Raw genomic sequence first — 26,572 nt, forward strand, 5'->3', positions numbered from 1 at the left:
TAGCTGAGCGGAAGAGTTGGCGCTACGCGCGGACGCGGACATAGCTGCCCGGAGCGTCCTCGAGCACCTGCGCCCCGTTCGAGCCCACCATGCGCGCCGGCACCGTCTCCGGATCATGGCTCTCCAGCCAGTTGCGCCAGTCGGGCCACCACGACCCCTTGTGCTCTTCGGCGCCCTTCAGCCAGTCGGCGAGCTTCATGTCCTTGATGTTGTCGTTGGTCCAATACTGGTACTTCTTCGAGGCGGGCGGGTTGACCACGCCGGCGATATGGCCGGAGCCGGACAGCACGTATTTCACCGGGCCGCCGAAGAACTGCGAGCCGTACAGCACCGATTCCGCCGGTGCGATGTGATCCTCGCGTGCGGCGAGGTTGTAGATGGGAACCTTCACCTTCGACAGATCGAGCAGCGTGTTGTCGAGCACCATGGTGCCGGTCGACAGCCGGTTCTCCAGATAGCAGTTGCGCAGGTAGTAGGAGTGGTTCGACGACGGCATCCGCGTCGCATCCGAATTCCAGTGCAGCAGATCGAACGAGGAGGGCGGCTGGCCCTTCAGGTAGTTGTTCACGACATACGACCAGATCAGGTCGTTCGAGCGCAGCATGTTGAAGGCCATCGCCATTTTGCTGCCCTCGAGCACGCCGGATTCCTGCATGTCGCGCTCGAGCGCCGAGATCTGGTCCTCGTCGACGAAGACGAGCAGATCGCCGGCGTGGGTGAAGTCGACCTGCGCAGCAAAGAACGTCGCCGACGTCACGCGCTGGCGGCGCTTCTCGGCGAGGTAGGCGAGCGTCGAGGCGAGCATGGTGCCGCCGACGCAATAGCCGGCGGTGTGCACCTTCATCTCGCCGGTAACCTTCTCGATCACGTCCATCGCCGTGAGCGGGCCCTCGGTCATGTAGTCGGCCCAGGTCTTCTTGCCGAGTTCCTTGTCCGGATTGACCCAGGAGATCACGAACACCGTGATGCCCTGGTCGACGCACCATTTGATGTAGGATTTCTCAGGACGCAGATCGAGGATGTAGAACTTGTTGATCCAGGGCGGCACGATCAGCAGCGGCGTGCGCAGCACGTTCTCCGTTGCCGGCGAATACTGGATCAGCTGCATCAGCTCGTTCTGGTAGATCACCTTGCCCGGTGTCGTCGCCATGTTGACGCCGACCTCGAGGTTGCTCGAATCGGACTGGCGGATCTTCAGCGTGCCGTGGCCGGCCTCGATATCCTCGGCCAGCATCTTCATGCCGCGCACCAGATTGTCGCCATTGGTCTCGACCGTGGCGCGCAGCACCTCCGGATTGGTCAGGACGAAGTTCGACGGCGCCAGCGCGTTGGTGATCTGCTGGACGTAGAATTCGGCCTTCTTTCGCGTGTGCGGGTCGATGCCGTCGGCGTCGTTGACCAGCTGCTGCGCCCATTTCGAGGTCAACAGGTAAAGCTGCAGGATGAAGTCGAAGAACTGATTCGACTTCCACTCCGGGTCCTGGAAGCGCTTGTCGCGCGGAGCGGGCGCGATCGCGGGCTTGGCGTCGGCTTCGCCGGCCATGCGGCGCACCGCCGAGCCCCAGAGATCGAGGTAATCCTTGCCGAGCTGCATCTGCAGCGACGAGGCGCGCTCCTTGTCCGACAGCCAGTATTCGGCGATCACGCTGAAGGTCTTGATGACCTCGCCGAACTCGTTCGGCGGCTTGTCGCGGACTTCCCCGCTCTGCCGCGGCTTGAGATAGGCTGCCAGCGCCTGGCCGCTACTCTCCATCGCCCGCGCGATGTTCATGGCGAAGGCTTCGGCGTTGAATTTCGGGGGGGCTTGGGTATCGGTGCTGACGTTGCTCATTTCAGGGACAATATCGTGTCGTTTAGGGGGCGTCATCGCGCGGTGCGGCAACGAAAATCAGTGAAAATCAGACGTTTCGCTCTGTTGCGGTGCGACAAAAAATCTTTGTTCCGTCATATTGAAGCCTCAGGGGTCGCTTTTGCTGTTCACGCTTTAAGCGTTTCGGGCGACAATGGTTTGAAACGCTGAAGCCAGGATTAACGCAGCGGGGACGCTGCAAGGCTCGTACCAGTGCGACCCGTGTCGGCAACCGTGCCACGTGCGCGCTAGCTTGTTGGGGACAATTCGGCGCATGCCGATCGATCGAAAGAACAGGGGGCTCGCGGCCGCAGTGCTGCTCGCGTCATCGCTGGCGCTGGGCGGCTGCTCGAGCACGATCGCCGATATGGCGATGCCGGCCGATGCGCCGGCGCGGCAAAAGGATGCCAACGGCTACCTCCCGGTCCATGACCTTCCGCCCGACCGCGCCGATCCGACGATCAAGCCGGCGGACCAAGCCAAGATCGAGCAGGAGCTGATCGCCGCGCGCGAGCACCAGGCCTCGACGGCGGCCCAGGCCGGCAAGTAAGGCCCCACCAGGCGGCCGATCAGCGCTGGCGCCGCCCGGTGTCCGTGCTAAAAGAAATCCAATTCAACCGCAGATCCGGCGACAGCCCCCAGATCGCGCCCCTGAATTCGCTCTAAGTCATTGATTTGGTGTGATTTCTGGAGGAGGCCGTTGAGGCCTCCGCAAAGCCAGCAAAAGGGGCGATTCTGGCATCGCGGTTGTCGGAGCAAGGGTCCCATGGAAGATTTTTACCGCATTCGCCGTTTGCCGCCTTACGTCTTTGAAAAGGTCAACCAGGCCAAGGCGGCCGCGCGCAACGCCGGGGCCGACATCATCGACATGGGCATGGGCAATCCGGACCTGCCGACCCCGCCGCATGTCATCGAGAAGCTCAAGGAGACGCTGGGCAAGCCGCGCACCGACCGCTACTCGGCCTCCCGCGGCATCAACGGCCTGCGCAAGGCCCAGGCCGCCTATTACGCGCGTCGCTTCGGCGTCAAGCTCAACCCCGACACCCAGGTCGTGGCCACCCTCGGCTCGAAGGAGGGGTTTGCCAACGTTGCGCAGGCGATCACCGCGCCCGGCGACGTCGTGCTGTGCCCGAACCCGAGCTACCCGATCCATGCCTTCGGCTTCCTGATGGCCGGCGGCGTGATCCGCTCGGTGCCGTCGGAGCCGACGCCGCAATTCTTCGAGGCGGTCGAGCGGGCGATCATCCATTCGATCCCGAAGCCGATCGCGCTGATCGTCTGCTATCCATCGAACCCGACCGCCTATGTCGCCGACCTCGACTTCTACAAGGATCTCGTCGCGTTCGCGAAGAAGCACGACATCTTCATCCTGTCCGATCTCGCCTACGCCGAAGTCTATTTCGACGAGGACAAGCCGCCGCCGTCGGTGCTGCAGGTGCCCGGCGCGCTCGACGTCACCGTCGAATTCACCTCGATGTCGAAGACGTTCTCGATGGCCGGCTGGCGCATGGGCTTTGCGGTCGGCAATGAGCGCATCATTGCGGCGCTGGCACGGGTCAAATCCTACCTCGATTACGGCGCCTTCACGCCGGTGCAGGTGGCGGCGACCGCCGCGCTCAACGGTCCCGACGACTGCATCCGCGAGATGCGCGACACCTACCGCAAGCGGCGCGATGCGCTGGTTGAGTCATTTGGCCGCGCCGGCTGGGACATTCCGCCGCCGCAGGCCTCGATGTTCGCCTGGGCGCCACTGCCCAAGGCGTTCGAGGCGGTCGGCAGCATGCAGTTTGCGACCCTGATGGTGGAGAAATCCGGCGTCGTGGTGTCGCCCGGCGTCGCGTTCGGCGAGCACGGCGAAGGTTATGTCCGCATCGCGATGGTGGAGAACGAGCAGCGCATCCGGCAGGCCGCGCGCGGCGTGCGCCGCTTCCTTGAAAGCGGCATCGAAACGTTGCACAACGTCGTTCCTCTCGCCAACCGACGCTAATCCTTCCAGGTTGCTTAATCTCCAGGTCCCTTAAATCCATGGTCGCACCCCTGAACGTGGGCATAGCGGGGCTCGGCACCGTCGGTGCCGATGTCGTCCGCCTCATCGAAACGCAAGGACGGGCGCTGGCCGAGCGCAGCGGCCGGCCCATTCGCGTCGTCGCCGTCACGGCGCGCTCGAAAGCCAAGAAGCGCGGCCTCGACCTGCGCGGCATCGCCTGGGCGAAGAGCCCGCAAGCGCTGGCTGAGGATCCCAATATCGATTGCTTCGTGGAATTGATGGGGGGCGCCGGCGATCCCGCGCTTTCCGCGATCGAGACCGCGCTGAAGACGGGCAAGTCGGTCGTGACCGCCAACAAGGCGCTGATCGCCAAGCATGGGCTGCGTCTCGCCGCGGCCGCCGAGAAGCATGGCGGTGCGCTGAACTTCGAGGCCGCCGTCGGTGCGGCGATCCCGGTGGTAAAGACGCTGCGCGAAGGCCTTGCCGGCACCAGCGTCAACCGCGTCTACGGCATCCTCAACGGCACCTGCAACTACATCCTGACCCGGATGGAGCAGGAGGGTTTGTCGTTCGAGGAATGCCTGAAGGACGCCCAGCGTCTCGGCTATGCCGAAGCCAATCCGTCATTCGACGTCGATGGTCACGACACCGCACAGAAGCTTGCGATCCTGGCGAGCCTCGCCTTCGGAACCAAGGTTGCGGAAAGCGCGGTCTATGTCGAAGGCATCTCCTCGATCACGCCGGAAGACCTCAAGGCGGCCTCGGAACTCGGCTACCGCGTCAAGCTGCTCGGCGTTGCCGTCCGCACGGCAAAGGGCATTGAGCAGCGCGTGCACCCGACCATGGTGCCGAAATCATCCTCGATCGCGCAGGTGATGGGCGTCACCAATGCGGTCGCGATCGACGGCGAGGGTATTCCGCCGATTACGCTGGTCGGCCCGGGCGCCGGCGGCGCCGCGACCGCTTCGGCCGTGGTCGCCGACATCGCCGACGTCGCCCGCGGCATCCGCGCCAAGCCGTTCGGACGTCCGGTCGAGCGGTTGCGCGACACCACCAAGGCGCCGATGGAACGCCATGAAGGTGGCTACTATATCCGCCTGATGGCGCGCGATCTTGCAGGCACTGCCGCAACAATCGCCACCCGGCTTGCGGAACAGAAGATATCTCTGGAATCCATCGTGCAGCGCCATCCGGATGGCGTCGATGTGAATGGAGCGGCCAAAAAACCTTCACCGGTTCCGGTCATTCTGATTACCTATGCGACCAGCGAGGATGCCGTGCATCGGGCGCTGGCCGCAGTGCAGCGCGATAAGGTCATCAGCGGCCGGCCGCAGGTGATCCGGATCGAGAAAAACTAACGCATGGCCTGAACGGGTCGGGCGTGAGACGATTGATGCGGGCAGGCTGGCCTGTCCCCGAGGCTTAAGGAGTACGCCGATGTCGACCCATATTTCCGTTCCGCCGCAGATGCTGCTCGAGCGCATCCTGACGCTCGAAATCGTGCGCGTGACGGAGCGCGCGGCGGTGTCGGCCGCGCGGCTGCGCGGCCACGGCCAGGAGAAGGCCGCCGACAAGGCTGCGGTCGACGCGATGCGGCGCGAGCTCAACAAGCTGCCGATCGAGGGGACGGTCGTGATCGGCGAGGGCGAGCGCGACGAGGCGCCGATGCTGTTCATCGGCGAGAAGGTCGGCCTCAACGCCGGTCCCAAGGTCGATATCGCCGTCGACCCGCTCGAAGGCACCACGCTGTGCGCCAAGAACATGCCGGGCTCGATCGCCACCATGGCGATGGCCGACGGCGGCACGCTGCTGCACGCACCCGACGTCTACATGCAGAAGATCGCGATCGGCCCGGGCTACGCCAAGAACGTGATCGAGCTCGATGCGCCGCCGGCCGACAACGTCCGCCGGCTCGCCAAGGCCAAGGGCGTCGACCCGACCGCCATCAACGTGCTGGTGCTCGACCGTCCGCGCCATGCCGACATCATCAACAGCGTGCGCTCGACCGGCGCCGCCGTGCAGCTGATCACCGATGGTGACGTCGCCGGCGTCATCCACTGTGCCAAGCCGGACGAGACCGGCGTCGACATGTATATCGGCACCGGCGGCGCGCCGGAGGGCGTGCTCGCGGCGGTCGCGCTGCGCTGCATCGGCGGCCAGATGCAGTGCCGCCTGATCCTCGACACCGAGGAGAAGCGCGAGCGCGCGCACAAGATGGGGGTCATCGATCCGAAGATGATCTACGGCATCGAGGACATGGCAAAGGGCGATTGCCTGTTCGCCGCCACCGGCGTCACCACCGGCTCGCTGCTGACCGGCGTGAAGTTCAAGAAGGACGTGATCGAGACGGAGACGGTCGTGATGCGCTCGGTCACCGGCACCGTGCGCTACATCAAGGCCGAGCACCGCCAGCTCGAGAAGTTCCACCTCGACTAACCAAAGGCGGACTACGATCTCCGTCATTCCGGGCTCGACGCTTCGCTTCGGCCCGGAATGACGAACCAACAAGAACAACAAAGGGAGACGCGCATGTCCGATCTGTCCGGGGTCAAGGCGCTGGTGTTCGACGTGTTCGGCACGGTGGTCGACTGGCGCACCAGCCTGATCAACGACTTCACCAAATGGGGCGAGAAGCGGGGCATCAATGCCGACTGGACCGCGCTGGTCGACGGCTGGCGCGCGGTCTATACGGCTTCGATGGACGAGGTGCGCAAGAACCCGCAGAACGGCTATGTCATCCTCGACGTCTTGCACCGCCGCTCGCTGGAGAAGCTGGTCGCGCAGCTCGGCATCAAAGGGCTGATCGAAGCCGACCTGCATCATCTGACGCTGGGCTGGCATCGCCTGCATGGGTGGCCCGACAGCGTCGCTGGCCTGACCCGGCTGAAGACGAAGTACATCATCTCGCCGCTCTCCAACGGCAATGTCGCGCTGCTCACCAACATGGCGAAGTTCGCAGGGCTGCCCTGGGACCTCGTGATGTCGGCCGAACTGTTCGAGCATTACAAGCCCGATCCGGAAACCTATCTCGGCGCCGCGAAGCTGCTGTGCCTGCCACCGGAGCAGGTGATGATGGTCGCCGCCCACAACTACGACCTCAAGCACGCGCAGAAGCACGGCCTGAAGACCGCCTTCGTGGCGCGGCCGACCGAGTACGGTCCGTTGCAGAGGGTCGATTTCGAGGCCACCGGCAGCTGGGACATCGTGGCCAAGGATTTCGGGGAAATCGCCAGCCGGATGGGCTGCTAGAACTGGCCTGGGATTCACTGAAGCGCTACGATTCCTGCTGAATGGACAAGGAATCATGACGCTCCACGCATCCGCACTGCCGATCGAGGCGCCGCCGGCGTTCCTCGGCGTGACGCGGTCGCTGACCGGAAAGCTCTGGCGCGACCGGCTGGATGCGCGCGGGGCGGCGCGGGCGCTCGCGATCGTGCAGCGTTACAGCCTGCCGGAAATGCTGGCGCGCGTGCTGGCGGGGCGCGACGTCGCGATCGACGAGGTTGCCGACTTCCTCGACCCGACCATCCGCAAGCTGATGCCGGATCCGCACACGATCACCGAGATGGAGCACGCGGCCAAGCGCATCGCGGATGCCGCGGTGCGCGGCGAGAAAGTCGCGATCTTCGGCGACTATGACGTCGACGGCGCCACCTCTGCGGCGCTGCTGACCTGGCATCTGCGTCATTGTGGGCTCGACCCGCTGATCCACATTCCCGACCGCATCTTCGAAGGCTATGGGCCGAACGTCGACGCCGTCCGCGCGCTGGCGGCCAAGGGCGCGACACTGCTTGTCACCGTCGATTGCGGCACCACCAGCATCGAGCCGCTGGCTGGAGCCAGGAAGCTCGGCATGTCGGTCGTCGTGATCGATCATCACCAGACCGGCGATGAATTGCCCGAGGTCGACGCGCTGGTGAATCCGAACCGGCCCGACGATCTCTCCGGGCTCGGTCATCTCGCCGCTGTCGGCCTGGTGTTCGTTACCCTGGTCGCCGTCAATCGCGAGCTGCGCCAGCGTGGCTTCTGGAGCCGCGAGATGCCGGAGCCGGACCTGCTCAGCGTGCTGCACCACGTCGCACTCGGCACTGTCGCCGACGTCGCGCCGCTGATCGGGCTCAACCGCGCCTTCGTTGCAAAAGGCCTGATCGCGATGCGCCGCCGCGATCATGTCGGCCACACCGCGCTGATGGATGTGGCGCGGCTCAATGGGCCGCCGGAGGCCTGGCATCTCGGCTTCATGCTGGGGCCGCGGATCAATGCCGGCGGCCGCATCGGACGCGCCGATCTCGGCGTGCGGCTGTTGCTCGAAGGCGATGTCTCGGAGGCGGCGCGGATCGCGGCCGAGCTCGACCGCCTCAACACTGAACGGCGCGTGATCGAGCAGGCGGCTGAAGCCCAGGCCGAAGCGGAGGCACTGGCTTCGCTCGGGCTCGAGGACAAGGGCGCTGTCATCGTCACCGCGGCGGAAGGCTGGCATCCCGGCGTGGTCGGGTTGGTTGCGGCGCGGCTGAAAGAGAAGTTCGCGCGTCCCGCATTTGCGATCGCGCTCGAGCCGGGCGGCATCGGCACCGGATCGGGCCGCTCGATCGGCGGCGTCGATCTCGGCAAGGCGGTGCGGCAGGCGGTGCATGACGGCCTGCTAATGAAGGGCGGCGGGCATGCAATGGCGGCGGGCGTCACGCTGCGCAAGGAGAAGCTCGCTGAATTTCGTGCCTACATGGAAAGCGCGCTGGCGGCCGACGTCGCCAACTCGCGCCACGAGAACGAGCTGTTCATCGATGGCGCCGTCACCGCACGCGCAGTGACGCCGGAATTTGCCGCGACGCTCAATCGCGCAGGACCGTTCGGCAGCGCCAATCCGGAGCCGGTGATCGCGCTGCCGTCGCACCAGCTGGTCTATGCCGACGAAGTCGGGCAGGCGCATTTGCGGCTGCGCTTCAAGTCCGGCGACGGTTCCATCGTCAACGGTATCGCATTCCGCTCCATCGGACAGAAGCTCGGCAGCGCCTTGACGCAAAATCGCGGTCAGCAATTGCACGTGGCGGGCTCTCTTGCAGTCGACCGTTGGCAAGGCACCGAACGTGTGCAATTCCGTGTCCTCGACGTCGCGGCGCCGGATCAGGGCCCGACGGTGATCCGATAAGAAACGTTGGAGAGGACATGTCTGGACAGGTTGAAGGCAAGGTCGCGCTGGTGACCGGCGGCGCATCTGGGATCGGCGAGGCGATCGTCGAATTGCTGGCGCAGGAAGGCGCGACCGTCATTGCGACCGATATCGACGAGTTGAGGGGGCCCGAGCTTGCCGCGCGGCTCACCAAGGCCGGACGCAAGGTGAGCTTCCTGCCGCAGGACGTCACCAGCGAGGAGCGCTGGATCGAGGTCGTCGCTGAGATCGGCAAGCGCCATGGCCGCTTGGACATCATGGTCTCCAACGCCGGCATCGGCATCGGCGCGCCCTCGATCGTCGAGATGTCGCTCGCGGATTGGCGCCGGCAGACTGCCATCAACATCGATGGCGTGTTTCTGTCGGTGAAGCATTCGCTGCCGCTGATGCGCAAGCATGGCGGCGGTTCGATCATCATGATGTCGTCGCTGGCCGGCCTGCGCGGTGCGGCGTCGCTCTCCGGCTACAGCGCGACCAAGGGCGCGGTGCGGCTGTTCGCCAAGTCGATCGCAATGGAATGCGCGCAGGTCGGCGATGGCATCCGCGTCAACTCCGTGCATCCCGGCATCATCGACACGCCGATCTGGGGTAAGATTCCGACCGGCGCGACGGGCGCCGGCCAGAACGCACCGATCGATCCGGAGGAGCGCGCAAGGTTCGCGACGCCGCTCGGCCGCGCCGGCCAGGCGATCGAGATCGCGCAGGGCGTGCTCTATCTCGCCTCGGATGCCTCGCGCTACGTCACCGGCAGCGAGCTTGTGATCGACGGCGGCATGAACGCCGGCGGCGTGGTGCGGCAGCCCTGAGCGGAGCAAGCATCGTCCACGCTGCGTGGACGACGGCGGCGCGTCTGACGCGTCATTGCGAGCGAGGCGAAGCGCTCCACGGTTCCGCATCCGCGGAGCGATGGATCGCTTCGTCGCGCAACTTCTCGCAATGACGAGGCTGGCTTTCGGATTCAGTCGTCAAACAGCAACGAGGATGTAAGTTCGCATTCCCACGGCAACTGGCTCGACGACGGAAGCACTGATTTGCCGCTGGATTGTCGTGTCGCACCCGTAATCGCGAACATCGTCAACATTGATCGTGCCGCGCAAACCTGGATGCTGCTCCGGGGGAAAGCCGGACAAGGCTCCGATCTACAAGGCGTCGTTGCCATGCTTGGCGCGCCATTTCGGGCCCGGGCCACGCATGTAGTAGCGCTCCGGCCGGTAGGGATCGCGGGCTTTGTCGAGCAGCTCCCACCACTTCGCGATGGAGGTCTTCAGTGGCTGTTCAAGGACCAGGAGTGACTGTGTGATGGACATGGCGGCCTCTCAGTGTGGCTTGCCGAGCACGAAGGAGAAGGGCATCAAGAACACGTCGTCGCCCCGATCATCGCAGACATGCAGTACCCAGCTGCGCCAGTCCTCAGGACTAAGCTTCATGAGGAAAGAGCGCACGACGCCGGTGGCATGATCGTGGGCCTCGTTCAGATCGGCTATGGCGGCGCCGCATCGGTCGATCAATGTCCCCTTCGGGTGGGAGCAGTGGAAATAGAGCTGACCCATTGTCCGTCTCCTTCAGGCAGGAACCTCACGGTGGTTGGGTAGCATTGGAGATGTCAGGAGGAAATTCAGGTCGATTCCCTAAGGGCAGGTACGGAAGACGTCCGTCGTGGCGCTGGTGCCCGTGTGGATGCCAGGGAGGCAGGTCAGCGCGTAGCCCTCGTCGGCCCAGAACGCATGACGGCGCGCCCGATGACGGGCCCCGCGAAGCAATCCCGCTCACTGCGGAGAACATGGATTGCTTCGGTCGCTTCAGCGCAAATTGCTTTGCAGTTTTGTCGCGCGCTTCTCGCGATGACGAGAGCTAACTTCCCTGCCGCAGCCGCGCCAGCACCTTGAGTCCGCCGTAACCATCGGCAGGCAGCAAGCCGGCCTTGATCTGAAAATCCTTGATCGCCTTCATCGTGTCGTTGCCGACGCGGCCGTCGGTGCCGCCGGTGTCGAAGCCGGCCTTGGTCAGCCGCGTCTGCATCTCCTGCACCTCGGCCAGCGTCAGCGCGCGCTCGGAGCCCGGGAAGGGCTGGATGAAGGGCGGCCCGCCGAGACAGCGGTCGCCGAGATGGCAGATCGCGAGCGCGTAGTTCATCGAGGGATTGTAGCTCTTCACCGAGTTGAAGTTCGGGCCCAGCAGGAAAGCGGGGCCGCCGGCGACGGGGATCCAGAGCTGCGCCGACGCGTTCGGCTGCGGGAATGGTTGGCCGTCGGCTCTGACGACGCCGGCGCTCGCCCAGGCCGCATAGGTGCGGCTGCCGTTGGCGCCGCCGCTCGCCGCGTGGACCTCGTAGCCCCAGTGCTCACCGCGGTGCCACTTGCCGCGATTGACGAGGTATTTTGCGGTCGAGCCCAACGCATCGTCGGGCCGGCCGAACGGCGAGACCTTGCCGTCGCCGTCATAGTCGAAGCCGACATTGAGCCAGACTTCCGGCATCCATTGCGAATGGCCCATCGCTCCGGCCCAGGAGCCGTTCATCTCCTCGGGCGTGCTCCAGCCGCGCTGCACGATCTTCATCGCGTTGATCAGCTCCGTCTCCCAATAGGCCTTGCGGCGCGGCTCGTTCCAGGCGAGCGCCGCGAGCGAGGGAAACACCGGCGTCATGTGGTTCTGCTGCACCAGCGGATCGCCATAGGCTGATTCAACGCCCCACAGCGCGAGCAGCGTGCCGCGCTCGACGCCGAAGTCGCGCTCGATCCTGGCGAACAGCGCCTCGTTCTTCTTCAGCGCCTCGCGGCCGTGGATGATGCGCCAGTCGGAGACGCGGCGGTTGATGTACTGCCAGATCTGCTCGTGGAATTCCGGCTGGTTGCGCATCTGCTTGAACACGCTCATGTCGGGCTCGACCCGCCCCATGCAGCGATTCCAGGTCGCCTCCGAGATGCCCTTGGCGAGCGCGCGGGCGCGGAAATTGTCGCGCCATTGATCGAAGCCCGGAGGAGCGGCGGCCAGCGCGCCGAACGGATTGGCAAGCGTCACACCTGCGGCGAGCCCGCCCTTCAGGAAGGTGCGGCGTGCAGGGGAATTCGGAGAATCAGGCTGTTTCATCGGGCCAGTCTAGCGGCGCCGATCGGGTGAGCCAAAAGCCACGCCGCCGCAGGAAGTATGATTTGAGCATGACCTTGTCGGAAAACCGGCTCCCACTTTTCCGGGGCATGCTCTAGCTATCCTGCAAATCTGTGGCAATTTTTGACAGCCATTGCCGAACCACCTGTTCCGATTTGGCATCGAGGCCGGCGGCGAGCCGCCGCTCCTGGGCCTGGGCGATATGCCGGCATTTCTCCAGCAGCGTGGTTCCATGACTGGTCAGGGTCCATTGCAGCACCCGGCCATGGACGGGATGCGGCGACTTGCGGATCGCGCCATCGCGCTCGAGGTTGCGGATGATCACGCTGACGGTCTGCGGCGTCAGCAGCGCCACCCGGGCCAGATCGGCGCCTGAGAGCCCCGGATAGGCCTTCAGCATGGTCAGTACCACGAACTGCGGCGAGGTGACGTTGAGGCTCCCCAGCTGGCGCTCCATCGACAGCCGTGAGGCGGCATGCGCCTGCCGCAGCAGATATGCGAGATAGCCCTGTTCGCCGCGCTTGCCTTCGCCGGGCGGCGGCACGGCGGAGGCGGGCAGGGCGTCCGCGGCCGGTCCGGCCGCCGTCGCAACCTTGCCCGCCGCTCTTTCTGCCGGGCGCCGCTCGGCCGTACCGGATTTCCCTCGTTTCTGCATTGCCGCCATGATGCCTTCGCGAATGTCCGCGCCTTGCTCTATATCAGAGCTCTGATAATATGTCAGTACACTGATAACATGAGGCCAAGCCAATGTCACATGCCCGCAAGGAATACGCCGACTTCGAGAAGCTCGCCCCCGATGTCTTCGCCGTCGTGCGTGAGCTCGGCCAGTTCGCGGCGAAGGCCGGTCTCGACAAGCAGCTGCTGGAACTGGTCAAGCTGCGGGCCTCGCAGATCAATGGCTGCGCCTTCTGCGTGCAGTATCACATCCTGCAGAGCGAGAGCCTCGGCGTGCCCGTCGACAAGCTGAACCTCGTCGTGGTGTGGCGCGAGGTATCGCAGTTCTCGGCGCGCGAGCGCGCGGCGCTGGCCTGGACCGAGGCGCTGACGACCCTGCCGAACGGCGTCAGCGACGAGGTTTATGCCGAGGTCACCGCCGAGTTCTCTGAAAAGGAGCTGACCTACCTGACCTCGGCGATCGCTTCGATCAATGTCTGGAACCGGTTCGGCGCGGCCTACCGCTGGACCCCGCCGCCGCGCCGGCAACGGGTCGCCGCCGCTGCGGCGTCGTGAGAGGATTTCAGGAGCAATCGACAGGGGAGAACGACCGATGACCTCGATAGCGATGACACCATCCGTTTCATTCGTGCGGCCGCCGCGGCCGGTCTTGCTGGCCGCGATTGCGGGACTTGCTTCGGCCTTCGTGATCGGCAAGTCGCTGCCGACCCCGATGGATGCGATTTCCTCGGTGATCGCGCCGCTATGCGCCAGTGCGAATGCGGCGTCGCCGCTCGACAAGGTCGAGGTCATCACCTCGCACGCGTTGCCGAACGTGCCGGGCAAGCGCGTCACCGTGGTGCGCGTGTTCTACGGTCCCGGCGGCTTCACGCCGCCGCATCGTCACTCCGGTTCGGTGACGGCCTACATCACCAAGGGCGAGATCCGTTCCCAACTCGGCGGCGGGCCGGTCGAGACCTTCAAGGTCGGCCAGTCCTTCTTCGAGCCGCCGGGCTCGACCCACATGGTGTCGGCCAATGCGAGCACCACGGAGCCGGCGGAACTGATCGCAGTGTTCGTTGCGGATGAAGGCGCGCAGCTGACCACGATGCTGGAATAGCCGTCGGCAGCGTCCAAATCGAAGCCGTGCAGTTCCGTACGTGGCGTTGAGCACTGGACCAGTTTGCCGTGAAGTCCGCAGCAAACTGGACCTTGCAAGCCGCGCTGGGCGCGGCGATGACGTCCGGAGCACAATGTCGCCGTTCCGCGTGCAGCGGTCACCGAACAGGAGCAACCGATGGTCAATCTCAGGGGGCTTTCCGCCTTCCCGATCACGCCCTCGTCTCGAGATGGACAGGTCGATGCGGGCGCGCTTCGTGCCTTGCTGGAGCCGTTGATCGCGGCGAAAGTGGATTCGATCGGGTTGCTCGGAAGCACCGGCTCATATCCGTATTTCAGCCGCGATGAGCGGCGCCGCGCGGTGCAGGCGGCGACAGCCCTCGCAGATGGCAGGACGCCGATCCTGGTCGGCGTCGGCGCGCTGCGCACCGACGATGCGGTGAAGCTGGCGCAAGATGCACGCGACGCCGGCGCGGCGGCAGGCCTTTTGGCGCCGGTTTCCTACACGCCGCTGACGGATGACGAGGTCTTCGAGCATTTTCGAACGGTAGCGCGCGAAAGCAAATTGCCGATCTGCATCTACGACAATCCGGGAACCACGCATTTCCGCTTCACACCGGCCTTGATCGGCCGTTTGAGCCGCGTGGAGGGGATTATTGCCGTGAAGAGTCCTGCGCTGGACACGTCTGCGTTGGCGGGCCATGTCGCTGAATTGCGGGCCGTGGTGCCGAACGGCTTCTCGCTGGGTTACAGCGCCGACTGGAATTGCACCGAGGCGCTGCTGGCGGGCGGAGAGACCTGGTACAGCGTTCTCGCAGGGATCTTCCCCAAGGTCTGTCTTGAGATCGTCCGCGCCGTGGCAAGCGGAGATGCCGCCAGGGCGCGGCAGCTCGATGCGCGCCTGCAGCCGGTCTGGCAGTTGCTCAAGACATTCTCGAGCCTGCGGGTCGTCTACGCGATCGCCAATCTCAGGGGGATCTGCGCGGCCGAGCCACCGCGTCCGATCTTGCCGCTGCCTCCGGACGCCCAGAAGAGGGTGGGTGAGGTGTTGGCCGCAATGGACATCGGTTGATCGCTCCAAAGCCGCCGAGATTGATCCGGCCATCGTGGCTTCCATCGGCGCACAAAATCGGCATAACAATCGGCCGGGGCGTGTGCGCTGACTGGGAGGCGTTCGATGCGATTGCCGGTGGTTGTGTTGACGATTCTGATTCCCGCCGCGGCGTGGGCCGAGGAGCCCGCAACCAATGCGCCGGCACTGTGGGGCAGCCCCACCGTCGACAATGGCGCCTGCTGCAAGACGCTTGGCGAGGTGCGCAGCAATATCGACCGGCTAGACCGCGAGATCGTGCGCCTGATGGCCGAGCGCGGCCGCTACGTCCATGAGGCCGCCCGCTTCAAGGCCAACCCCGCGCAGGTCGAGGCGCCCGAGCGCGCCGAAGCCGTCGTGAAGAAGGCGATGGCGCTTGCGGAGGCGGACGGGCTGTCGCCCAAGGTTGCGGAAGCCGCCTACCGCGCCATGATCCGCGCCTTCATCGATTACGAGCAGGGCGTCTTCGCGGCGGCCGCGGCGCGCGGCGACGCGCCCTGGAAGAAGTAAGCATACGCGCCGGCCATCGGCTTGCTGCTACGGCGCCGCGACGAGACCTGATCTGGGATTCAGATCGCAACCATCTCGGATAATCATTATTCCTCTGCCCGGCTGCGTGCTTTAGTGCAGCAAGTCGGACGAGAGCAGCTCGGTTTGCCTATGGGTGGAACCGAGGGCTGCGATCGCGTGTGACATTTCGGAACATCGAAACTGACGCGGATTGGATCGGTTCCCACTTCGGCCAGTCCGCTATCCGTTGGCAACTGATCGCTGGCAGTTGCTCCGAAGTCCCAGTCGTCGGCAGATCGAGCAAGGAGCCATCAACATGCCGTTTCTGCGATTTGATTTGATCGAGGGACGAAGCGATGCAGAGATCCAGCGGCTGCTCGATGTCACCCACGACGTGCTGGTTGAAACCCTCCACGTGCCGCAACGCGACCGCTATCAGGTCGTGCACGTTCATCCGCGATCCCGCGTCGTCGCGCTCGACACCGGATTGGGCATCGGCCGGACCGACAAACTGGTGATGCTGCAGCTGACCAGCCGTCCGCGCGACAAGGCATTGAAGCTGGATTTCTATCGCGTGCTCGCCGAGCGGCTGTCGTCGGCCTGCGCGATCGCGCCGAGCGACCTCGTCATCAACTTCGTGATCAACGACGATGAGGACTGGTCGTTCGGCATGGGGCGCGCGCAGTTCATCACCGGCGAGCTGACATAAGCCGCGTATCAAGCATACGTGCCGGAAACAATCGCAGGCGCGGCCTGGCTAATTGCCGCCGCCTTCCTGGGTGTCGATGCGGCGCACGACGTCGTCGGGCAGGGCGTGGGCCACGGCGGCCGCAGGTCCGGGCTCCGGTCCGATCTCGTGGCCGCGGCCGCGGATCAGCCGCTCATAGGCCGAGACCAGCGTGGTGTAGGGATTGACCCAGAGCCAGCCGTCGCGCGTGAACACCTGTACGTCGAAATGCAGATGCCGTGAGGTGCCGTTGGGATAGTCGAGATAGTTCGACACCACGCCGATCTTCTCGCCCTCGCTGAGGCGACGTCCGTTGAGCAGGCCGTCGGCATCCATCGCGGACGGGTTCATGTGCATGTAGCGGAAGCGGACGTGCTCGGTCCGGGTGTTGACCTGCAATGTCGCCGCCTGCTGCTGCGCCGAGCGGATCACGATGCTGTCGCGCACCGCGACGACCGCCTGCTGCCTGGGGTCGCAGCCGTCCTTGCTGTCGGCCGGACACGCGCCGGGCCTGAGATCCTGGCCCTGATGGCCGAAGCCGCTGGCGCATTGGCCGACCTCGAAACTGCGCGCCTCGCAGAAATTGTCCTGCCAGGGATATTCGTCGACCCGGCCGCGCTTCGGAAAGGACTGCGAATGCGCGAAGGCCGGTGCCTTTGCGAGCGGAAAGCGGATCTGCGAGTAGACGGTGAAGTCGGCGTGGCCGCCTTGCTGCCTGCGGCCGCCGCTGCCTGCGACGATGTCGCCGCTCGGCCGGTAGGTGAAATCGGCCGACTGCGCCATCGGCCTCCCGGAGATGTCGGCGGCGGTGTCGCTGCGCGGCCGTGACGGCTGGCCACCGGCGATGTGGAGCGCCATCAGAAACCGTTCGGCCACCGGGGAGGCCTCGCGGCACGCCAGCCGCTTCGGCCGCGGCGCACTGTCGAGACACTGGATCGAGACGACATAGGGTATTCCGAAGCGGGTGAACGCGTAGCGGAGATAACCTTCGCGGATGAAACGGCGCAGGTCCGGAAACTGCGTGGCCAGTGCCTTGACCGGTTCGCCCTTGCCGCCGAGCCGGTCGGCGAGGTCGTAGACCAGGATCGAGCCCGTGATCTGCACCTCGACCGGCTTGGCAAATGTTCGCGGCGGCATGTCGTCGCCGGCGCCGGGGTCGAGCGAGAACACCGCGTCATAGCCGGACGCGCCGGCGTGGAAGACGTCGGCGGCGCGGAAGCCGGCTTGATAGCGCGCGACCGGCAGGCTGTCCGGCGCGCCGCCTTGCCGTGCATCGAGATAGCTTGCGGGGTCGAACGGCAGCAGCACCGGGACCGGGCTGCGCGCAATGCCGGGGAATAGCGGCGAGGTCAGCGCGTTCAGCTGCACCAGCGCGGGCATGGTGCGAGGATCGGAGGCCGGGACGCGGCGCTGTGCCGCGAAGCTGAAGCTGGAGGCGATCGCCGGACGGGTGGCGATCTCCTGCCGGAGCTGGTCCAGCACCGAGCGCCATTCGACCCGCATGGCCGAGATCGAAGGCGTCCGGAATTCGTCGGCATGAGCGCCGGGAGGAGGCGAGACCAGGGCTGCCAGCCAGCAACTGATGAAGCTGACCACCTTCCTGTTCACTGCACCCCCCGGTTCGAGTCTCCAGAGAAGAGACTAGCGCCTAATCCTTGGCGCGTTCAACGTAGGAGCCGTCCTCGGTCATCACCACGATGCGGGTGCCGGTGGAAACATGCGGCGGCACGCCGGTACGGATGCCGTTGGACAGCACAGCCGGCTTGTACGACGACGAGGCGGTCTGACCCTTGGTCACCGGCTCGGTCTCCACGACTTCCAGCGTCACGCGTTGCGGCAGCTGGATCGCGACCGGATTGCCATCGTGCATCGACAGCTTCACGGTCATGTTCTCCTGCAAATACGGCGCAGACGAACCGATGATCTCCTTGGAGACCTGGACCTGGTCGTAGTTGTCGTTGTTCATGAAGTGGAAGCCGTCGCCGTCTTCATAGAGGTAGTTGTAGTTGTGGTCCTCAACGGTGGCCTTCTCGACCTGGTCGGTGGTCTTGTAGCGCTCCGAGACCTTCACGCCGTCGCCGATGCGGCGCATTTCGATCTGGCTGACCGGGGTGCCCTTGCCGGGATGAATGTTTTCGGCGGAGAGGACCACATAGAGCTTGCCGTCCTGCTCGATGATGTTGCCCTTGCGGATGGAACTGGCGATGACTTTCAAAGGTGTTTTCCTGAATTTGAGAACAGGGGCGCAAACCGGACCGGCAGCCCCTCGGCCGTGGCGGCGATTTCGGGCTGCAACATACTGATTTGTCCCTGAGATGCCAGCCTTTTGCGGCCGAATTCGGCAGGTTGCCAACCGCTCCGCCGGTGCCAATCGGCGCTATTTTCGGGCCGGATCGGGCATTTTCAGTGCGCTCTGGTTGTGCTCGGCGAAGCTCTCCGGAACCGAGAACGTGCCGGTCGTCAGGTCGTAGAGGCAGCGCCAGTCCTCGACCCAGGGAAACGGCGTTTCCTCGCCCTGAATGTCGAACGACAGGCCGATCACGAGGTAACGGTTATCGGGCCAATGCTGGTCGAGCCAGGCATAGTTGTCCTCGAGTCCCTTGATCAGGCCGACCCGCATATGGTCGAGCGAATAAGGATCGTTGGGATCGTGCCGAACGCCTGTGGCGGCCGGCTGGGTGAAGAAATAGTCCCAGGCGGCATCGCCGAGCGGCTTTCCGGTTGCCGGGGCGAACCGGTCGCCATCGCGCTTGTAGAGAAACAGCGTCTGAACCCCCGAGCCAATCTTCTGCATCCGGACCAGCCACTGGCTGTCCGGGCTGAAGCGGAAGCCGGCCTGATATCCGGCCTGATCGGTGGTTTCGCCCGTGTTGAGGAGAGCGGCGTGTTTGTGGGCCCGGTCAAAGGTCCAGAACTGAAACAGCAGGCCATCGTCGCCCATGTCGCGCGCATATTGCTCGAGCCGAACCTTGCCGTCCGGTGAGGTGAATGTTGGGGCATCGGCGACGCGCTTGAACTCTTTTCCCGGGCCTGCGGCGAAGGCCGGCGTGGCCAAGGCAAGACCGAGATACACAAGCAGGGCTGTTCCGCGTAACCAACCGGCCATGGGGTTCATCCGTTTCAGCGAATCTGCGGATGGGACGCGCGAGTCCCCGTTCAGGTTCAGCCGTGCCCGCGCATGGACAACGCCGGCATCTTTCGACAAAGAAGGGATCGGCCTCGCCGCGTTCCGTGGAGGCTTGGGCTGGATGAGCAATGAACCTGTTTAATATCAGTTGGTTGTATCCGACTCTTGAGAATGGATGGCGGCTCGTTGATGTCGAATCCGTGCGGGTGATCCAGCCATGACGGCTCACGACCAGCCCTCGCCGTGGTGGACGCCGCAGCGCTACGCTGACCGCAGGCCGTTCCTGCAGGCGCGGACCGCGATCACGCGGGCGCTCCGGGCATGGTTCGAGGAGCAGGGCTTTGCCGAGGTCGAGACCGCCATCCTGCAGATATCGCCGGGCAATGAGACGCATCTGCACGCCCCGCGGACCGAGCTCAGGCAGGCCGATGGCTCACAGGCAACGCGCTATCTGCGCACCTCTCCGGAGTTCGCCTGCAAGAAGCTGCTCGCGGCCGGCGAGCCGAAGATCTACGAATTCGCACGGGTGTTCCGCGATCGCGAGCGCGGCGACCTGCATCTGCCTGAATTCACCATGCTGGAATGGTACCGCGCCAACGCCGGCTATGACGCCATCATGGCCGATACGATCGTCGTGATCGCCCATGCGGCGCAGGCGACCGGGATCGGCCGGTTTTCATTCCGCGGCAAGACGGCCGATCCCTTTGCCGAGCCGGAGCTGCTGACCGTCGCCGCCGGCTTCGAGCGGTTCGCCGGCATCGACCTGCTGGCGACGATCTCGGGCGGCGAGGGCGATCGCGAGGCGCTGGCGTCAGCCGCGCGCGAGCGGGTGCGGATCGCCGATGACGACACCTGGTCGGACATCTTCAGCAAGGTGCTGGTCGAGCATGTCGAGCCCAATCTCGGTCAGGGCCGCTTGACGGTGCTGTTCGAATACCCGTCGCCGGAGGCAGCGCTGGCGCGCACCAAGGCCGGCGAGCCGCGCGTCGCCGAGCGCTTCGAGGTCTATGCCTGCGGGGTCGAGCTCGCCAACGGCTTTGGCGAGTTGACCGATGCGGCCGAGCAGCGCCATCGTTTCACCGCAGCAATGGACGAGAAGGCCCGGCGGTATGGCGAGCGCTATCCGCTCGACGACGATTTCCTCGCCGCGGTCGGCCAGATGCCGGAAGCCAGCGGCGTCGCGCTCGGTTTCGACCGGCTGGTGATGCTGGCGAGCGGCGCGCCGCGAATTGATCAGGTGGTCTGGACGCCGCCTGCAGGAGAGCCATGAACAGGATCGATCCGAAACTGGCGGCGACGCTGCGCCAGCCGCGCGAGCTGATCGATGCCGGCCTCGCGCCGGTCGATGCGCTTGCCGAGCTCGAGCAGGTGGCGGCGCGCTACGCGGTCGCGGTGACGCCGGAGCTCGTCGCGCTGATCGATCCGGCCGACGCCAACGACCCGATCGCGCGGCAGTTCATCCCGAGCGCCGACGAGCTCGTCGAGCAGCCCGGCGAGAACGCCGATCCGATCGGCGACGATGCGCATTCGCCGGTCGCCGGGATCGTGCATCGTTATCCGGACCGGGTCCTGTTCAAGCTGGTCCACGTCTGTGCGGTCTATTGCCGGTTCTGTTTCCGGCGCGAAATGGTCGGGCCGGGAAAGGCCTCGGCATTGTCGGACGACGCCTACCGCGCGGGGCTCGACTACATCCGCAGCCATCCGGAGATCTGGGAGGTCATCCTGACCGGCGGCGATCCGTTAATGCTGTCGCCGCGCAGGTTGACCGAGATCATGGCCGATCTCGCCGCCATCGATCATGTGAAGATCATTCGTCTTCACACCCGCGTCCCGATCGCCGATCCCGGTCGCATCAATCCGGAGATGATTGCGGCGCTGCGGGTCGAGGGGGCTGCGACCTGGATTGCCATCCACGCCAATCATCCGCGCGAATTCGGCGCCAATGCCCGTGCCGCGTGCGCGCGCCTTGTCGATGCCGGCCTTCCGTTGGTGAGCCAGTCGGTCCTGCTGCGCGGCGTCAACGACGATGCCGCGACGCTCACGGCGCTGATGCGCGCCTTCGTCGAGTGCCGGATCAAGCCATATTACCTGCATCACGGCGACCTTGCGCCCGGCACCGCGCATTTGCGCACCACGATCGAAGCCGGGCAGGAGCTGATGCGGGCGTTGCGCGGACGCGTCTCCGGGCTGTGTCAGCCGGATTATGTACTCGACATTCCCGGCGGTCACGGCAAGGCGCCGATCGGCCCGACCTATTTGTCGCAGCGCGATCGTGAAGATTCCATGGAACGGCGATACCGTATCGTCGATTATTGCGGTGACGTTCATTTCTACCCACCGCAATCTTGAGCCGGCCGTGGGCGGGGTCGGGGACGGACGGCAGGAGCCGCCCGAGCACGAGGGTAACCGCGGCATCGAAAATGCTGTGATGTTCGGCTTCTTTGTGGTGCTGGCCGCCGCGGGAATCTGGCTCCTTGGTCCGATGGCCGATATACGGAAGGTACAGGATTGCGCAGCGCAAGGGCGTCGCAACTGTGCTACCGTCGAAGTGCCGGAACGGGCGCGATAGGGTTGAGAAGCGGAGACGCGAGATGCGGAAGACAGTTTTGTTGATGGCTCTGATGGTGGTTGCGGTCGGTGCGCCCCAGTTTGGGGCCTCCAATGCCTGGGCACAGCAGCAGGGCGGATCGTCCTCCATGCAGAAGAATACGGGCGTGCCGGAAGCGCCGATCGGACATCGTCAGCCGCGCCGCGGCGATATTGGCAACGAGAAGAACATCAGCGATCCGAACAGCCAGGCCAACAAGGAAGACGCGGCGCTCGACAAGAAGATCAAGAGCATCTGCCGCGGCTGCTAGGTCACGGAAGTGACCGGCGGAGCGCGATGTGCGCCCCGCCGGTAACGCTCAATCCGTCCGGCGCGTCACGCCGAACGCTCCTGCAGGCCGTCGCGCCGCACGCTGCGCCTTGCGTCGACGGCATCGGCGAGCTGCTTCAAGACGTCAGTCGTCGTCGCGAGGTCGATGCAGCCGTCCGTGATGCTCTGGCCGTAGGTCAGCGGCTTGCCCGGCACGACGTCCTGGCGTCCAGCAACCAGGTTGCTCTCGATCATCACGCCGATGATGCGCTGTTCACCGCTCGCGACTTGCTTTGCGATGTCGGTGGCGACCAGCGGCTGGTTCTCCGGGTTCTTGCTGCTGTTGGCGTGGCTGGTGTCGATCATCAGCCGCGCTACGACGCCGGCGCGGCCGAGTTCGGCCGCGGTGGCATCGACACTCGCTGCATCATAGTTCGGCACCCGGCCGCCGCGCAGGATGACGTGGCAGTCCTCGTTGCCGCTGGTCGCAGCGATCGCCGAACGGCCGCCCTTGGTGACCGCCATGAAATGATGCGGGTGCGACGCCGACTTCACCGCGTCCGCCGCGATCCGCACGCCACCGTCGGTGCTGTTCTTGAAGCCGACCGGACATGACAGACCGGAAGCCAGCTCGCGATGGATCTGGCTTTCGGTGGTGCGTGCGCCGATCGCGGCCCACGAGACCAGATCGGCGATGTATTGCGGCGTCGTCATGTCGAGGAATTCGGTGCCGGCCGGCAGGCCGAGATTGTTCACCGCCGACAGCACGTTGCGGGCAAGCCGCAGGCCCTTGTTGATGTCGAAGCTGCCGTCGAGATCGGGATCGTTGATCAGCCCCTTCCAGCCGACGGTGGTACGCGGCTTCTCGAAATAGACCCGCATCACGATCTCGAGGCGGTCGGCGAGCTGTTCGCGCAGGCCGGCGAGGCGCTCGGCATAATCGACGGCCGCCGCGGGATCGTGGATGGAGCAGGGGCCGACGACGACCAGCAGGCGGTCATCGGTGCCATTGAGGATCGCGTGGATGGCGTTGCGGGCGCCCATCACGACGCGCGTCGCCGTCAGGGTGCGCGGGACTTCCCGCATCACCTCTTCGGGCGTACTCAGCTCTTTCAATTCCTTGATGCGAAGATCGTCTGTCGTACTCAACACGGCTGGCTCCTTTGGATTTCGGGACCTGCCGGCAACAAAAAAGCCGCCAGGTCTGGCGGCTTGTTTTGGACGTTTGCTGCAATTCTTCAGATTGAGCGCGATCCTCCTGCCGCCAGCGAGCTGTCGTAGCTAAAGTACCAAAAATAGCTGGTGGCAGTGGTGATCATGGGGCGGCTCTATAGCCCAGGGATTTGGTGCTGTCACCCCCCAAATGCAAGCCCGACGCGGTTCGCCGTCAGGTGTTGCGCGCCGCCAACGCCATCCCGATCAGCGTCGCGCCGCCGAACATCAGGTTGAGGCCGACCAGCAGGCCGATCGCCCAGCCCGCCGACTCCGGCAGGCCGGCGATGATGAAGAAGGCGATCACGATATCCATCAGGCCGGCGATCATGAGCCACGACCAGCGTCCCGACAATTCGCGGCGATGCTCCAGCGCATACATGATGGTGGCGACGCCCTCGGCGATGAAATAGGCGCCGACGACGATGGTCAGCGTCAGCACGCCCTGCATCGGACGGGCGAGCAGCAGCATGCCGGCCAGCACGGCGAGCGCGGCCGAGATCAGCGACCACCAGAAGCCCGGCATGTTGCGCGCCCAGAACGTCGCGATCAGCCCGCCCACGCCCGAGATCAGGAACATCCAGCCGAGGAAAATGGTGACGGCGAGGCTCGCGAAGGCCGGTACGATCATCGCCGCGATGGCGAGCACCACGAGCAGGATGCCCTCGAACAGGAACGCCTTCCAGTGCGCCTTGACGGCGGCCTGCATCTCGGATCGCAGCTTGTCGAGGTCGTTGGACAGGGGCATCGCGGCTCTCCGGATCTGCGTGCGTATCCTAGCCCTGGCCCGGCGCGGACGGAAAGCCCTCCGAGGCGGTCCGCATCCGGTTGCGGCCGAGGAAGTAGACGGCGGTGGTCGCGATCAGCAGCGCCAGTCCGATCAGGATCGAGGTGAAGCCGATCGGGATCAGGATGAAGGACGCATTGCGCTCGGGATTGACATACCAGTGGTGCAGCGAGGTCAGCAGGAATGAAACGCCGGCGAAGCCGGTGCCGCCGCCGATCAGCAGCAGCGCCCACATCCGCCGCAGCTGGCTCAGCCGCTCGCGCGCGACGTCGGTGCGCGGGGCATGATGCCTGCCGAGGCGGCGCACCAGGCGGATCGCGAACCCGATCGAGGAGAAGCCGATCAGCACGCTGGCCGAACCGAGCAGCAGGTGCGCGGTCCCGCTGAGATCGGGGATGCGCTGGAGCGCGAGCAGCGGGAAGTCGAACGCTGCGTGCAGCAGGACCGGTGCGACCAGCACCAGCGCCCAGTTCGTGATACGCGCCCAGTCGCGATGACCCCGGTAGGCGCCGAGCGCGCCACCCGAGCGCGCGATCGCGAGATAGGCGCCGGCGATGATGCCGAGCGCGCCGTGGAACGGCACGGTGAGCACGCTGCGCAACGCCGCGAGCGCGCGCCACATATCCTTGTGCTGGACCAGATAGGCGAGGTTCTCGTAGGCGGCGAAGCCGAGGCCGGCAGCTGCGCCATACACCACGGTATCCATCGGATCGGCGAAGGCGCGGCGCCGCGTCGAGATGGCGACGATGACGAGGACCTTGACGATCTCCTCCGGAGCCGCGACGCCAAACAGCGCCCGCACCGCCTGCGTCGCCCAGGGATTGTCGGGAATGGCCAGCAGCGCATTGAAGGGAATGCGCGCCAGGCCCAGCAGCGAGATGCTGGCCGCGCCGAGCACGAAGGCGAGCCATACCTGCACCGGCGGTCCGGGGCGCTCGTCGGCGGCTATCACCAGCCACAGCACCAGCAGCGCGGGTGCGATGGCGGCGGCGCCGATCACAGTCGGAAGCGACTCAAGCAACAACATGAGCCGAACGGGCCCCTTCAATGGCACCACAGCGGTGCGTTTCGAAGAAATGGCAGCAAGTTCAGCGGATTGCAAATGGACGATTGGCGGAATCGGTTCGTTCGGCGCCGATCTCGTGTCCAATATGCCACGGTGCCTGCGAAAGCGCGGCAGAAACGCCTCGATCAGAGCAAGGGAGAGCAACTGCCGGAAGGTTCCTGACGGCGGAAGGGTGCCGGGCACCGCGCTGCGACGGCACCACCGATCCGCCGATTGCGGCGCATTTGCACGGCGCGCGGCGTCGGCCTCTTTGCCGCGCAAACGAAGTGCTGCGCTGTCGCGGCGCGCTCAGGGCTTTGCAAGGCCACCGCAAGTTTCGGGCACCGCGTGCGCTTCGTTGAGTTATAATGCAGCGGGCAGTGACTGATCCGGTAAAAGCCAAAGATGCCTTCGATTGATTCTGCTGTGATCGTTCTTGCCGTGAGCGCTCTGTTTGCGGCCTTTGTAAACGGTGCGCTGGGGTACGGGTTCTCGTCGCTCACCGTGCCGGTCGCGCTGGTGTTCTACACCAACCGCGTCCTCAATCCCGCGATCGTCATCGTCGAAGTCTTCGTCAACCTCTACGTTCTTTGCATCAACCTGGGCAGTGTCCCGGCCGTGTGGCGGCGCATCTTGCCGATCCTCGTCGGCATGCTGCCCGGCATCGCAGTCGGAGCCTTCGCGCTGACGTCGCTTCAGCCCGGATGGACCAAATTCGCCACCTACTCGATTATTCTGCCGCTGATCCTGGTGCAGGCGGCCGGTTGGCGGAAGCCGATCCAGTCGAAATGGCTGGTCGGCTTGCCTTTTGGAACGATGCTGGGTGTCCTGTACTCGGTCACGACCATTTCGGGACCGCCGCTGGCGATCCTCTTCAACAATCAGGGCCTCGTCAAAGATGAATTTCGGGCCGGTCTCGCGCTGGTCCGGGTGACGGAGTCCGGCTTGACCGCGATCGCGTACTACAAGCTCGGTCTGTTCATCGAAGAGAGCCGGAGCATCCTGTTCGTGCTCGTTCCTTGCGTCGTCGTCGGCATACCGCTCGGCGCCCTTCTGATCCGGCGGCTGGATGCCGAAACGTTTCGCCGGATCTGCATGAGCTTTGATGCGTGGGTCGTGGGGTTTGGCCTGTCACGCGTGTTGATCGAAGTGAAGCTGATGGAAAGCCCGTGGGCCTACGGCGTCATGGCTGCCACGATCCTGATCGACGTCTGCTTGCTGTACGTCTTCTTCACGGCGAGGAGAGGGACGGTACAGAGTTCGCACGCGTTGGCCTCGCTGAGATCCAGCAACCGGGGCGGTCCGACCTGATCGCGGCGGCGTCGCCATGAAGCGG

General features: G+C 65.1%; 27 protein-coding genes. 16 read left to right on the forward strand and 11 right to left on the reverse strand.

The genetic code is table 11. From position 1 onward, the window contains the following. Positions 1–22: 22 nt before the first annotated feature. On the reverse strand, positions 23–1,831 hold the full coding sequence (locus CK489_RS26905; RefSeq protein ID WP_050629389.1) for a PHA/PHB synthase family protein: 1,809 nt from the start codon (positions 1,829–1,831) through the stop codon (positions 23–25). 292 nt (positions 1,832–2,123) lie between these two features. Between CK489_RS26905 and CK489_RS26910 the strand changes: the two genes are divergently transcribed. The 7 genes from CK489_RS26910 (at position 2,124) to CK489_RS26940 (ending at position 9,809) form a co-directional block, all read left to right on the forward strand. Next, positions 2,124–2,399 (forward strand): hypothetical protein, encoded by a 276-nt coding sequence (locus CK489_RS26910; RefSeq protein ID WP_050629388.1) that lies wholly within the window; start codon positions 2,124–2,126, stop codon positions 2,397–2,399. Between the two features lie 216 nt (positions 2,400–2,615). Continuing rightward, complete coding sequence (locus CK489_RS26915) at positions 2,616–3,836, forward strand: LL-diaminopimelate aminotransferase (protein ID WP_050629387.1); 1,221 nt, start codon at positions 2,616–2,618, stop codon at positions 3,834–3,836. A 38-nt stretch (positions 3,837–3,874) separates the two neighbouring features. After that, positions 3,875–5,194: a homoserine dehydrogenase gene (locus tag CK489_RS26920; RefSeq protein WP_095734404.1), complete on the forward strand. Its 1,320-nt coding sequence runs from the start codon at positions 3,875–3,877 to the stop codon at positions 5,192–5,194. Positions 5,195–5,273: 79 nt separating this feature from the next. Further along, on the forward strand, positions 5,274–6,272 hold the full coding sequence (gene glpX, locus CK489_RS26925; RefSeq protein ID WP_029083354.1) for a class II fructose-bisphosphatase: 999 nt from the start codon (positions 5,274–5,276) through the stop codon (positions 6,270–6,272). A 93-nt stretch (positions 6,273–6,365) separates the two neighbouring features. Next, on the forward strand, positions 6,366–7,085 hold the full coding sequence (locus CK489_RS26930; RefSeq protein WP_095734405.1) for a haloacid dehalogenase type II: 720 nt from the start codon (positions 6,366–6,368) through the stop codon (positions 7,083–7,085). A 55-nt stretch (positions 7,086–7,140) separates the two neighbouring features. Beyond that, positions 7,141–8,982, forward strand: coding sequence for a single-stranded-DNA-specific exonuclease RecJ (recJ, locus tag CK489_RS26935; RefSeq protein ID WP_095734406.1), 1,842 nt, complete (start codon positions 7,141–7,143; stop codon positions 8,980–8,982). Positions 8,983–8,999: 17 nt separating this feature from the next. Continuing rightward, on the forward strand, positions 9,000–9,809 hold the full coding sequence (locus tag CK489_RS26940; protein WP_050629384.1) for an SDR family NAD(P)-dependent oxidoreductase: 810 nt from the start codon (positions 9,000–9,002) through the stop codon (positions 9,807–9,809). 333 nt (positions 9,810–10,142) lie between these two features. Here CK489_RS26940 and CK489_RS41865 read toward each other — a convergent pair whose 3' ends face one another. From CK489_RS41865 to CK489_RS26955, 4 genes are all read right to left on the reverse strand, one after another. Then, positions 10,143–10,310 carry a hypothetical protein gene (locus CK489_RS41865; RefSeq protein ID WP_167350163.1) on the reverse strand — a complete coding sequence of 56 codons (168 nt, stop codon included), beginning with the start codon at positions 10,308–10,310 and terminating at the stop codon, positions 10,143–10,145. A gap of 9 nt (positions 10,311–10,319) precedes the next feature. After that, on the reverse strand, positions 10,320–10,553 hold the full coding sequence (locus CK489_RS26945; protein WP_050629382.1) for a DUF6894 family protein: 234 nt from the start codon (positions 10,551–10,553) through the stop codon (positions 10,320–10,322). Between the two features lie 301 nt (positions 10,554–10,854). Next, complete coding sequence (locus CK489_RS26950) at positions 10,855–12,090, reverse strand: lytic murein transglycosylase (protein WP_095734407.1); 1,236 nt, start codon at positions 12,088–12,090, stop codon at positions 10,855–10,857. A gap of 112 nt (positions 12,091–12,202) precedes the next feature. After that, the gene (locus tag CK489_RS26955) at positions 12,203–12,772 is read right to left on the reverse strand and encodes a MarR family winged helix-turn-helix transcriptional regulator (protein WP_094194062.1); all 570 of its coding nucleotides are present in this window, start codon (positions 12,770–12,772) and stop codon (positions 12,203–12,205) included. Positions 12,773–12,855: 83 nt separating this feature from the next. On the opposite strand from CK489_RS26955, the gene CK489_RS26960 reads away from it, so the two are divergent. The 5 genes from CK489_RS26960 (at position 12,856) to CK489_RS26980 (ending at position 16,190) form a co-directional block, all read left to right on the forward strand. Further along, positions 12,856–13,338, forward strand: a complete 483-nt coding sequence (locus tag CK489_RS26960; RefSeq protein ID WP_095734408.1) for a carboxymuconolactone decarboxylase family protein — start codon at positions 12,856–12,858, stop codon at positions 13,336–13,338. Between the two features lie 37 nt (positions 13,339–13,375). Continuing rightward, entirely contained in the window at positions 13,376–13,882 is a 507-nt protein-coding gene (locus CK489_RS26965) for a cupin domain-containing protein (RefSeq protein WP_050629379.1), read from the forward strand. A 177-nt stretch (positions 13,883–14,059) separates the two neighbouring features. Next, positions 14,060–14,953, forward strand: a complete 894-nt coding sequence (locus CK489_RS26970) for a dihydrodipicolinate synthase family protein (RefSeq protein WP_095734409.1) — start codon at positions 14,060–14,062, stop codon at positions 14,951–14,953. Positions 14,954–15,079: 126 nt separating this feature from the next. Next, complete coding sequence (locus CK489_RS26975) at positions 15,080–15,481, forward strand: chorismate mutase (RefSeq protein WP_198961033.1); 402 nt, start codon at positions 15,080–15,082, stop codon at positions 15,479–15,481. A gap of 316 nt (positions 15,482–15,797) precedes the next feature. Next, positions 15,798–16,190 carry a tautomerase family protein gene (locus tag CK489_RS26980; RefSeq protein WP_095734411.1) on the forward strand — a complete coding sequence of 131 codons (393 nt, stop codon included), beginning with the start codon at positions 15,798–15,800 and terminating at the stop codon, positions 16,188–16,190. 48 nt (positions 16,191–16,238) lie between these two features. Here the strand turns inward: CK489_RS26980 and CK489_RS26985 are convergent, their stop codons facing one another. The 3 genes from CK489_RS26985 to CK489_RS26995 all read right to left on the reverse strand — a co-directional run bounded on the left by CK489_RS26985 (position 16,239) and on the right by CK489_RS26995 (position 19,413). Further along, a complete protein-coding gene (locus CK489_RS26985; RefSeq protein ID WP_095734412.1) occupies positions 16,239–17,816 on the reverse strand; it encodes a peptidase M23 in 1,578 nt (525 codons plus the stop codon). A gap of 40 nt (positions 17,817–17,856) precedes the next feature. Then, positions 17,857–18,423 carry an elongation factor P gene (gene efp, locus CK489_RS26990; protein ID WP_095734413.1) on the reverse strand — a complete coding sequence of 189 codons (567 nt, stop codon included), beginning with the start codon at positions 18,421–18,423 and terminating at the stop codon, positions 17,857–17,859. Between the two features lie 162 nt (positions 18,424–18,585). After that, positions 18,586–19,413, reverse strand: coding sequence for a hypothetical protein (locus CK489_RS26995; RefSeq protein WP_143278226.1), 828 nt, complete (start codon positions 19,411–19,413; stop codon positions 18,586–18,588). 139 nt (positions 19,414–19,552) lie between these two features. On the opposite strand from CK489_RS26995, the gene epmA reads away from it, so the two are divergent. From epmA to CK489_RS27015, 3 genes are all read left to right on the forward strand, one after another. Further along, positions 19,553–20,605 carry an EF-P lysine aminoacylase EpmA gene (gene epmA / locus CK489_RS27000; protein ID WP_050629374.1) on the forward strand — a complete coding sequence of 351 codons (1,053 nt, stop codon included), beginning with the start codon at positions 19,553–19,555 and terminating at the stop codon, positions 20,603–20,605. Then, positions 20,602–21,684 (forward strand): lysine-2,3-aminomutase-like protein, encoded by a 1,083-nt coding sequence (locus CK489_RS27005; protein ID WP_050629373.1) that lies wholly within the window; start codon positions 20,602–20,604, stop codon positions 21,682–21,684. Before epmA ends, CK489_RS27005 begins: the two co-directional genes overlap by 4 nt. Positions 21,685–21,926: 242 nt before the next feature. After that, positions 21,927–22,193: a hypothetical protein gene (locus CK489_RS27015; protein ID WP_063781868.1), complete on the forward strand. Its 267-nt coding sequence runs from the start codon at positions 21,927–21,929 to the stop codon at positions 22,191–22,193. Positions 22,194–22,258: 65 nt separating this feature from the next. On the opposite strand, the gene CK489_RS27020 is transcribed toward CK489_RS27015, so the two are convergent. From CK489_RS27020 to CK489_RS27030, 3 genes are all read right to left on the reverse strand, one after another. Continuing rightward, a complete protein-coding gene (locus CK489_RS27020) occupies positions 22,259–23,344 on the reverse strand; it encodes a 3-deoxy-7-phosphoheptulonate synthase (RefSeq protein WP_095734416.1) in 1,086 nt (361 codons plus the stop codon). Between the two features lie 235 nt (positions 23,345–23,579). Then, positions 23,580–24,152, reverse strand: a complete 573-nt coding sequence (locus CK489_RS27025) for an HdeD family acid-resistance protein (protein ID WP_095734417.1) — start codon at positions 24,150–24,152, stop codon at positions 23,580–23,582. Positions 24,153–24,180: 28 nt separating this feature from the next. Next, positions 24,181–25,218, reverse strand: a complete 1,038-nt coding sequence (locus tag CK489_RS27030) for a PrsW family glutamic-type intramembrane protease (RefSeq protein WP_095734418.1) — start codon at positions 25,216–25,218, stop codon at positions 24,181–24,183. A 423-nt stretch (positions 25,219–25,641) separates the two neighbouring features. Between CK489_RS27030 and CK489_RS27035 the strand changes: the two genes are divergently transcribed. Then, a complete protein-coding gene (locus CK489_RS27035) occupies positions 25,642–26,547 on the forward strand; it encodes a sulfite exporter TauE/SafE family protein (protein WP_095734419.1) in 906 nt (301 codons plus the stop codon). Positions 26,548–26,572 lie beyond the last annotated feature (25 nt).

It is taken from the genome of Bradyrhizobium sp. UFLA03-84, assembly GCF_002289535.1.
Classification (GTDB): domain Bacteria; phylum Pseudomonadota; class Alphaproteobacteria; order Rhizobiales; family Xanthobacteraceae; genus Bradyrhizobium; species Bradyrhizobium viridifuturi.

Bases quoted from the DNA above. Each gene is read 5' to 3' on its own strand.
- CK489_RS26940 (WP_050629384.1), top strand. From the start codon at position 9,000: ATGTCTGGACAGGTTGAAGGCAAGGTCGCGCTGGTGACCGGCGGCGCA.
- CK489_RS26965 (WP_050629379.1), top strand. From the start codon at position 13,376: ATGACCTCGATAGCGATGACACCATCCGTTTCATTCGTGCGGCCGCCG.
- CK489_RS26930 (WP_095734405.1), top strand. From the start codon at position 6,366: ATGTCCGATCTGTCCGGGGTCAAGGCGCTGGTGTTCGACGTGTTCGGC.
- CK489_RS26910 (WP_050629388.1), top strand. From the start codon at position 2,124: ATGCCGATCGATCGAAAGAACAGGGGGCTCGCGGCCGCAGTGCTGCTC.
- epmA (WP_050629374.1), top strand. From the start codon at position 19,553: ATGACGGCTCACGACCAGCCCTCGCCGTGGTGGACGCCGCAGCGCTAC.
- CK489_RS26950 (WP_095734407.1), bottom strand. From the start codon at position 12,090: ATGAAACAGCCTGATTCTCCGAATTCCCCTGCACGCCGCACCTTCCTG.
- CK489_RS27025 (WP_095734417.1), bottom strand. From the start codon at position 24,152: ATGCCCCTGTCCAACGACCTCGACAAGCTGCGATCCGAGATGCAGGCC.
- CK489_RS26960 (WP_095734408.1), top strand. From the start codon at position 12,856: ATGTCACATGCCCGCAAGGAATACGCCGACTTCGAGAAGCTCGCCCCC.
- CK489_RS26915 (WP_050629387.1), top strand. From the start codon at position 2,616: ATGGAAGATTTTTACCGCATTCGCCGTTTGCCGCCTTACGTCTTTGAA.
- CK489_RS27035 (WP_095734419.1), top strand. From the start codon at position 25,642: ATGCCTTCGATTGATTCTGCTGTGATCGTTCTTGCCGTGAGCGCTCTG.
- CK489_RS41865 (WP_167350163.1), bottom strand. From the start codon at position 10,310: ATGTCCATCACACAGTCACTCCTGGTCCTTGAACAGCCACTGAAGACC.
- CK489_RS26980 (WP_095734411.1), top strand. From the start codon at position 15,798: ATGCCGTTTCTGCGATTTGATTTGATCGAGGGACGAAGCGATGCAGAG.
- CK489_RS26920 (WP_095734404.1), top strand. From the start codon at position 3,875: ATGGTCGCACCCCTGAACGTGGGCATAGCGGGGCTCGGCACCGTCGGT.
- CK489_RS27015 (WP_063781868.1), top strand. From the start codon at position 21,927: ATGCGGAAGACAGTTTTGTTGATGGCTCTGATGGTGGTTGCGGTCGGT.
- glpX (WP_029083354.1), top strand. From the start codon at position 5,274: ATGTCGACCCATATTTCCGTTCCGCCGCAGATGCTGCTCGAGCGCATC.
- CK489_RS27030 (WP_095734418.1), bottom strand. From the start codon at position 25,218: ATGTTGTTGCTTGAGTCGCTTCCGACTGTGATCGGCGCCGCCGCCATC.
- recJ (WP_095734406.1), top strand. From the start codon at position 7,141: ATGACGCTCCACGCATCCGCACTGCCGATCGAGGCGCCGCCGGCGTTC.
- CK489_RS26970 (WP_095734409.1), top strand. From the start codon at position 14,060: ATGGTCAATCTCAGGGGGCTTTCCGCCTTCCCGATCACGCCCTCGTCT.
- CK489_RS27005 (WP_050629373.1), top strand. From the start codon at position 20,602: ATGAACAGGATCGATCCGAAACTGGCGGCGACGCTGCGCCAGCCGCGC.
- CK489_RS26955 (WP_094194062.1), bottom strand. From the start codon at position 12,772: ATGGCGGCAATGCAGAAACGAGGGAAATCCGGTACGGCCGAGCGGCGC.
- CK489_RS26945 (WP_050629382.1), bottom strand. From the start codon at position 10,553: ATGGGTCAGCTCTATTTCCACTGCTCCCACCCGAAGGGGACATTGATC.
- CK489_RS26905 (WP_050629389.1), bottom strand. From the start codon at position 1,831: ATGAGCAACGTCAGCACCGATACCCAAGCCCCCCCGAAATTCAACGCC.